This is a genomic window from Nocardioides sp., assembly GCF_035703625.1.
Classification (GTDB): domain Bacteria; phylum Actinomycetota; class Actinomycetes; order Propionibacteriales; family Nocardioidaceae; genus Nocardioides.
In genome coordinates this window covers 1-6819 of sequence record NZ_DASSXS010000054.1, presented here as the reverse complement: position 1 = coordinate 6819, position 6819 = coordinate 1, and the positions used below count along the sequence as shown (strand labels likewise).

Below are 6819 nucleotides of genomic sequence, written 5' to 3'. Positions count from 1 at the left end.
CGCCTGGGAGTCGCCGACGTGGGGTGGGGGCATCGCGTTCCACGATCCCGACGCCGAGGGATCGGTCCTGGCCCACGCCTACCTCGTCACCGCGGGCCAGCTGTCCGACGTGCTCGCGCAGGAGATGTGGCGCGAGCCGGGAGACGACCTCGACCTCACCGAGGTGGTGAGGGCGCGCCGGCACGTCATCGGACCCGGCCGCTACGAGACCCTCCACCTCGCCGGGGAGCTCGACGGGCGTCCGGTGGTGACCTTCAGCGCCGCCGACCCCGAGTCCCTCGGGCTGCGGGCTCCGGCGCCGCCGTACGTCGTCACCATCGCGCGCGGCCTGAGGCAGTCCCACCACCTCAGCTGCGAGGAGATCGTCGACTACCTCCTGGCCTGCCGTGGCGTCGACCTCGCCTGGGACCGCGACTCCCTGGCCGCTGCCGTGGGCTGACTACTCGGCCGCGGCCCGGCGCAGCGACTCGGAGAGGCGTTCGGCGGCCGCCAGGACGGCCGGTGCATGCATCCGTCCGGGCTGGCGCGACAGCCGCTCGAGCGGACCGGACACCGACACGGCGGCGATGACCTTGCCGCCCGGCGAGCGGACCGGCGCCGACACCGAGGCCACGCCCTGCTCGCGCTCGGCCACCGACTGGGCCCAGCCCCGGCGGCGGATCCCCGAGAGCGCCGCGGCCGAGAACGACGCGTTCTGCAGGCCCCGGTGCATCCGCTCCGGGTCCTCCCAGGCGAGCAGCACCTGGGCGGCGGACCCCGCCCGCATGGTCAGCTGCGAGCCGACCGGGATGGTGTCGCGGAGACCGCTGGGCCGCTCGGCGGCGGCCACGCAGACCCGGTGGTCTCCCTGGCGGCGCCACAGCTGTGCGGACTCCCCGGTGATGTCGCGGAGCCGGGCGAGCACCGGGCCGGCGGTCGCGAGCAGACGGTCCTCCCCGGCAGCGGCGGACAGCTCGGCCAGCCGCGGACCGAGCACGAAGCGGCCCTGCATGTCGCGGGCGACGAGACGGTGGTGCTCCAGGGCCACGGCCAGACGGTGTGCGGTCGGCCGGGCGAGCCCGGTGCCCGCGACCAGCCCGGCGAGGGTGGCCGGCCCGGACTCCAGGGCGGTCAGCACGAGGGCCGCCTTGTCCAGTACGCCGACTCCACTGGTGGTGTCCATATGGCAATACTGGCGTCTCAGATCATGGGATGCAAGACGTAGTGTGTGTGACGTACGCCCGAGCGTCCCCGAGGCGCTCCGGAAGTCGCGCATGCGAGGGAGGACCAGATGGGCAAGACCTTGGCCGAGAAGGTCTGGGAGTCACACGTCGTCCGCTCGACCCCGGGAGAGCCGGACCTGCTCTACATCGACCTCCACCTGATCCACGAGGTCACCTCACCCCAGGCCTTCGACGGCCTGCGGCTCGCCGGACGGCGAGTACGGCGTCCCGACCTCACCCTCGCGACCGAGGACCACAACGTGCCCACGGTCGACTGGGACAAGCCCATCGCCGACCCGGTGAGCCGCACCCAGGTCGAGACGCTGCGCGCGAACGCGCAGGAGTTCGGCATCCGGCTGCACCCCCTCGGTGACATCGAGCAGGGCATCGTCCACGTGGTCGGCCCCCAGCTCGGCCTCACCCAGCCCGGCATGACCATCGTCTGCGGCGACAGCCACACCAGCACCCACGGCGCCTTCGGCGCGCTCGCGTTCGGCATCGGCACCTCCGAGGTCGAGCACGTCCTGGCGACCCAGACGCTCCCGCAGGCGCGGCCGAAGACGATGGCGGTCACCGTCAACGGGAGCCTTCCGGAAGGCGTCACGGCCAAGGACCTCGTGCTCACCCTGATCGCCCACACCGGGACCGGTGGCGGGCAGGGGTACGTCGTCGAGTACCGCGGGCCGGCCATCGAGGAGCTCTCGATGGAGGCGCGGATGACCGTCTGCAACATGAGCATCGAGTGGGGGGCCAAGGCCGGGCTGATCGCCCCCGACCAGACCACGTTCGACTACATCGAGGGCCGCTCGTGTGCGCCGAAGGGCGCGGACTGGCAGGCCGCGGTGGAGCACTGGCGCAACCTGGTCACCGACGACGACGCCGAGTTCGACGAGGAGATCGTGCTCGACGCGTCGACGATGACCCCCTTCGTCACCTGGGGCACCAACCCCGGGCAGGGGGTGCCCCTGGGCGGTCGCGTGCCGCGGCCCGACGAGTACGACGACCCGCAGGACCGCATCGCTGCCGAGAAGGCGCTGCACTACATGGGTCTCGAGGCCGGCACTCCCATGCGGGAGGTGAAGGTCGACACCGTGTTCGTGGGCTCGTGCACCAACGGGCGGATCGAGGACCTGCGGGCGGCGGCCGAGGTCGTCCGTGGCCGGCAGGTCGCTGCCGACACCAGGCTGCTCGTGGTCCCGGGGTCGGTGCGGGTGCGCCTCCAGGCGGAGGAGGAAGGGCTCGACGTCATCTTCAAGGAGGCCGGTGGCGAGTGGCGCGGCGCCGGCTGCTCGATGTGCCTGGGCATGAACCCCGACCAGCTGACCCCCGGCGAACGAAGCGCGTCCACGTCGAACCGCAACTTCGAGGGGCGGCAGGGCAAGGGTGGCCGTACCCACCTGGTGTCCGTCCCCGTGGCCGCGGCGACCGCGATCCGCGGCACCCTCTCCTCACCCTCCGACCTCCCTCCGGCGGCGGTCGAGTCCGGCAACCCCGCAACCGGAGAGGAAAGCTGATGGACAGGTTCACGACCCACACGGGTGTCGGAGTCCCGCTGCGGCGGAGCAACGTCGACACCGACCAGATCATCCCCGCGGTCTACCTCAAGCGGGTCACCCGCACCGGCTTCGAGGACGGCCTCTTCGCGGCCTGGCGCGGCGACCCGGACTTCGTCCTGAACAACGAGGCGTACGCCGCCGGCTCGGTGCTGGTCGCCGGCCCCGACTTCGGCACCGGTTCCTCACGCGAGCACGCCGTCTGGGCCCTGCAGAACTACGGCTTCAAGGCGGTTCTCTCCCCCCGCTTCGGCGACATCTTCCGGGGCAACGCAGGCAAGTCGGGACTCGTGGCCGCCCAGGTCGACGAGAAGGTCGTGCAACGGCTCTGGGATCTCCTCGAGTCCGAACCAGGAGCGGTCGTGACCATCGACCTGGAGTCGCGAACGGTCCGTGCCGGCGAGGGACCGGACGCGATCGAGGACTCCTTCGACATCGACGACTACACCCGGTGGCGACTCCTCGAAGGACTCGACGACATCGACATCACGTTGTCCCACGACGACGACATCGCGACATACGAGTCAACTCGACCGACCTGGAAACCAGCGACTCTCTGAACCTTCCAGGAACCCGAATCCCCAAGCGGGGATGGGATCTGAGCATCTTGTCGGGAGTGTTCCGGCACGAATTCCCGATCAGGCGGCCTTGGCCGCATTGAAGAAACACGCGCAATGTGCGGCGTTTTGATTGTGACGAAGGCCACGAAACCCTAGCGTGCGTTGAAGAAACGTCGAGCACGGGCTCGGCTGCATAGGTTCATTGGAAGGGAAGCTAGTGAACAAGTCACAGCTCATCGACGCGCTGGCAGTGCGTTTCGAGGGAAACCGCAAGGCGGCCGCCCACGCGCTCGAGTCAGTCCTGGACACCATCACGCGCGAGGTGGCCAAGGGAGAAAAGGTCGCGATCACGGGTTTCGGCTCGTTCGAGAAGCGCGTGCGCAACGCCCGCACGGTCCGCAACCCGCAAACCGGCCAGAGCATGAGGTCGAAGAAGAAGGCGGTGCCGAAGTTCACGCCGGGCGCTGACCTCAAGAACGTCATCTCGGGGGCGAAGAAGCTTCCCAAGCTGACCGTCGCGGCCGCGGCGCCGGCGGCCAAGAAGGCCACCGCCACCACGAAGAAGGCGGCAGCCGCGGCCAAGAAGTCGACGACGAAGAAGTCGACGGCGGCGAAGAAGAGCGCCGCGAAGAAGGCCCCGGCCACCAAGAGCACGGCCAAGAAGGCTCCGGCGAAGAAGAGCGCCGCGAAGAAGTCGACGGCCAGGAAGTCGACGGCGGCGAAGAAGAGCACCGCCAAGAAGACCACGGCCGCGAAGAAGAGCACCGCCAAGAAGACGACGGCGGCGAAGAAGAGCACCGCGAAGAAGGCGCCGGCGAAGAAGTCGACCGCCAAGAAGGCGCCGGCGAAGAAGAGCACCGCCAAGAAGGCCCCGGCCAGGAAGTCGACCGCCAAGAAGAGCGCGGCCAAGAAGTCCTGACACAGCGGACTCAGGGTGGGTCGCCGGAAACGGCGGCCCACCCTGAGTCCATTTCGAGGGCGCTCGTGTGGGGTCCGACGCCCAGCCGGAGGACCCGGTGCAGGTCGTCGAGGTCGTCCACGTCCTGACGCAGCGACACCAGGTCGCCCTCCACCGCGACGGCTCCGGCGTCGAGGTGTGCCGCGTGCGAACCGGGGCCGAACCTGGGATCGAACGAGTCGAGCGGGGCGGCGTACATCGTGGTGCCGGTCCCGGCCGCGTCGGCGACGAACGACGGGTCACTCACCGAGAGGTCGCGCAGCGCCGTGGCCAGGTCATCGGGCCGGAGGGCCGGCAGGTCCGCGCACAGCGCCACCGGTGAGAGGTGCGGCCAGCGCCGCACCGCCTCGGCGGCGCCGAGCCGCAGGCAGGCGTTGAGGTCTCCGGTGACGCCGTCAGGGACCGCCTCGCAGCCGAGTGCGGCCAGTCGCTGCGAGAACGCCGCGTCGTCGGTGACCGCCAGGACGGCGCCTACGCCGGGTGTCGCGAGGCACGCCGACACGGTGTCGAGCGCGAAGGCCACCGCGAGCTCCCGGCGCAGCTCGACGGTCAGGCCGACCAGCCGGGACTTGCCCACGGCCGGTGGCTTCACGGGCACCAGCACGACGTGCTCCTGGTCCTTCATCTCCTCGATCCTGTCAGGCGCGGCCGCGGCGATCCGCGAGTGGTGTCGCGTCACGGCCGGTCGGAGGAGCCGACCGAGTAGCCTGCACTCGACGCAGGGTGCGTCCGGCCGGCGCTCGGCCCGGTGACCATCGAGGGGCGAGGGTGAAGGTTCGCAGAGTCCGCCAGAAGCGTGGTTGGGCGGTCGACCTCGCGGTCGTGATCCTCAAGCCCGCCCTGCTGGCCACCACGCGCCGTACCTGGATCGACGGCGAGAAGATCCCGGCCGAGGGCGGATGCATCGTGGTCGTCAACCACATGTCCCACGTCGACCCGCTCCTGACCGCGTTGTTCGTCTACGACCACGGCCGGATCCCGCGCTACCTGGCGAAGTCGGGGCTGTTCAAGAACAAGGCCCTGGCGGGCTTCCTGACCTCAGCCGGCCAGATCCCCGTCGAGCGGCTCAGCCGTACCGCCATCGGCGCCTACGACGCCGCGGTCGCGGCCGTGCGGGCCGGCGAGTGCGTCGTGGTCTATCCCGAGGGCACCCTCACCCGTGATCCCGGGCTCTGGCCGATGACCGGCAAGAGCGGGGCCGCACGCATCGCACTGGAGACCGGCTGCCCGGTGATCCCGGTCGGCCACTGGGGGGTGCAGAAGATCCTGGCGCCGTACGCCTCGAGGCCGCACCTGGTCCCGCGCCAACACGTCACGATGCAGGCCGGGGACCCCGTCGACCTCACCGATCTGGTGGGCCGGACCCGCAGCACGGAGGCCATCAACACGGCGACGGCGCGGATCATGGCCGCCCTCACCTCGATCGTGGAGGAGCTGCGCGGGGAGACCGCGCCGGCCGAGCGGTTCGACCCGCGCCGGATGGGCGTGCAGCAGATCGGCAATCCCAACAAGCGCACCGCGCGGAAGAAGAAGGACGGTCGCTGATGGGCAAGGTCGCGGTCTTCGGGGCCGGCTCGTGGGGCACCGCCTTCTCCATCGTGCTGGCCGACGCGGGCAACGAGGTCAAGATCTGGGGTCGCCGCGAGGAGGTGTGCGCGACCATCAACGAGCGGCACCAGAACACCGACTACCTCTCCGGCATCGAGCTGCCGCGGACCGTGTCGGCCACCCATGATCCGGAGGAGGCCGCAGCCGGTGCCGAGGCGGTGTTCCTGGTGGTGCCGTCGCAGACCTTCCGCGAGAACCTCCAGGAGTGGGCCGACGCGCTCCCGCGGGAGGTCCCGCTGGTCTCGTTGATGAAGGGTGTGGAGCTCGGCAGCCTCAAGCGGATGAGCGAGGTCATCGAGGAGGTCACCGGCGCCGGGCCGGAGCGGGTCGCCGTGGTCAGCGGCCCCAACCTGTCCGCGGAGATCGCCCGGCGCGAGCCCGCCGCCTCGGTCGTCGCGTGTGCCGACGAGGAGGTCGCGCAGCGGCTCCAGGCGATGTGCCACTCGCCGGCGTTCCGTCCCTACACCAGCGTCGACGTGCTGGGCTGCGAGCTCGGTGGCGCCTACAAGAACGTCGTCGGCCTGGCCGTCGGGATGGCGGTCGGTCTCGGCTTCGGCGACAACACCACGGCGTCGGTGATCACCCGCGGTCTCGCGGAGACGGCCCGGCTCGCCACCGCGCTCGACGCCAACCCGCTGACCCTGATGGGACTCGCCGGCCTCGGTGACCTCGTCGCGACCTGCTCGTCCCCGCTCTCGCGCAACCGCACGTTCGGCGAGAACCTCGGCAAGGGGATGACCACCGAGGAGATCTACGCGAGCACCCGCCAGGTCGCCGAGGGCGCGAAGTCGTGCTCCTCGCTGCTCGCACTGGCCCGGCGCACGGGCATCGACGCACCGATCGCCGAGCACGTGGACTCCGTGGTCGCCGGGAAGCTGACCGCGCGCGAGATGATGGACGCCTTCATCGCCCGCGACACCAAGGCGGAGACTGACTGA

Annotated in this window: 7 protein-coding genes and 1 pseudogene; 6 read left to right on the top strand and 2 right to left on the bottom strand. The window is 70.6% G+C overall.

Annotation, left to right across the window (positions count from 1 at the left end):
- Positions 1–439: pseudogene (locus VFN12_RS02530) on the top strand (histone deacetylase); the annotation flags it as partial.
- On the opposite strand, the gene VFN12_RS02525 reads toward VFN12_RS02530, so the two are convergent.
- Complete coding sequence (locus tag VFN12_RS02525) at positions 440–1162, bottom strand: IclR family transcriptional regulator (protein WP_325116984.1); 723 nt, start codon at positions 1160–1162, stop codon at positions 440–442.
- A 108-nt stretch (positions 1163–1270) separates the two neighbouring features.
- On the opposite strand from VFN12_RS02525, the gene leuC reads away from it, so the two are divergent.
- The 3 genes from leuC to VFN12_RS02510 all read left to right on the top strand — a co-directional run bounded on the left by leuC (position 1271) and on the right by VFN12_RS02510 (position 4234).
- A complete protein-coding gene (gene leuC / locus VFN12_RS02520; protein ID WP_325116983.1) occupies positions 1271–2716 on the top strand; it encodes a 3-isopropylmalate dehydratase large subunit in 1446 nt (481 codons plus the stop codon).
- Positions 2716–3315: a 3-isopropylmalate dehydratase small subunit gene (gene leuD / locus VFN12_RS02515; RefSeq protein ID WP_325116982.1), complete on the top strand. Its 600-nt coding sequence runs from the start codon at positions 2716–2718 to the stop codon at positions 3313–3315. The genes leuC and leuD overlap by 1 nt, the downstream gene beginning before the upstream one ends.
- Positions 3316–3532: 217 nt before the next feature.
- On the top strand, positions 3533–4234 hold the full coding sequence (locus tag VFN12_RS02510; RefSeq protein ID WP_325116981.1) for an HU family DNA-binding protein: 702 nt from the start codon (positions 3533–3535) through the stop codon (positions 4232–4234).
- A gap of 10 nt (positions 4235–4244) precedes the next feature.
- On the opposite strand, the gene cofC is transcribed toward VFN12_RS02510, so the two are convergent.
- Entirely contained in the window at positions 4245–4898 is a 654-nt protein-coding gene (cofC, locus tag VFN12_RS02505) for a 2-phospho-L-lactate guanylyltransferase (protein ID WP_325116980.1), read from the bottom strand.
- A 143-nt stretch (positions 4899–5041) separates the two neighbouring features.
- Between cofC and VFN12_RS02500 the strand changes: the two genes are divergently transcribed.
- Together VFN12_RS02500 and VFN12_RS02495 are read left to right on the top strand one after the other, a co-directional pair.
- Positions 5042–5818, top strand: a complete 777-nt coding sequence (locus VFN12_RS02500; RefSeq protein ID WP_325116978.1) for a lysophospholipid acyltransferase family protein — start codon at positions 5042–5044, stop codon at positions 5816–5818.
- On the top strand, positions 5818–6819 hold the full coding sequence (locus VFN12_RS02495) for an NAD(P)H-dependent glycerol-3-phosphate dehydrogenase (RefSeq protein ID WP_325116977.1): 1002 nt from the start codon (positions 5818–5820) through the stop codon (positions 6817–6819). Before VFN12_RS02500 ends, VFN12_RS02495 begins: the two co-directional genes overlap by 1 nt.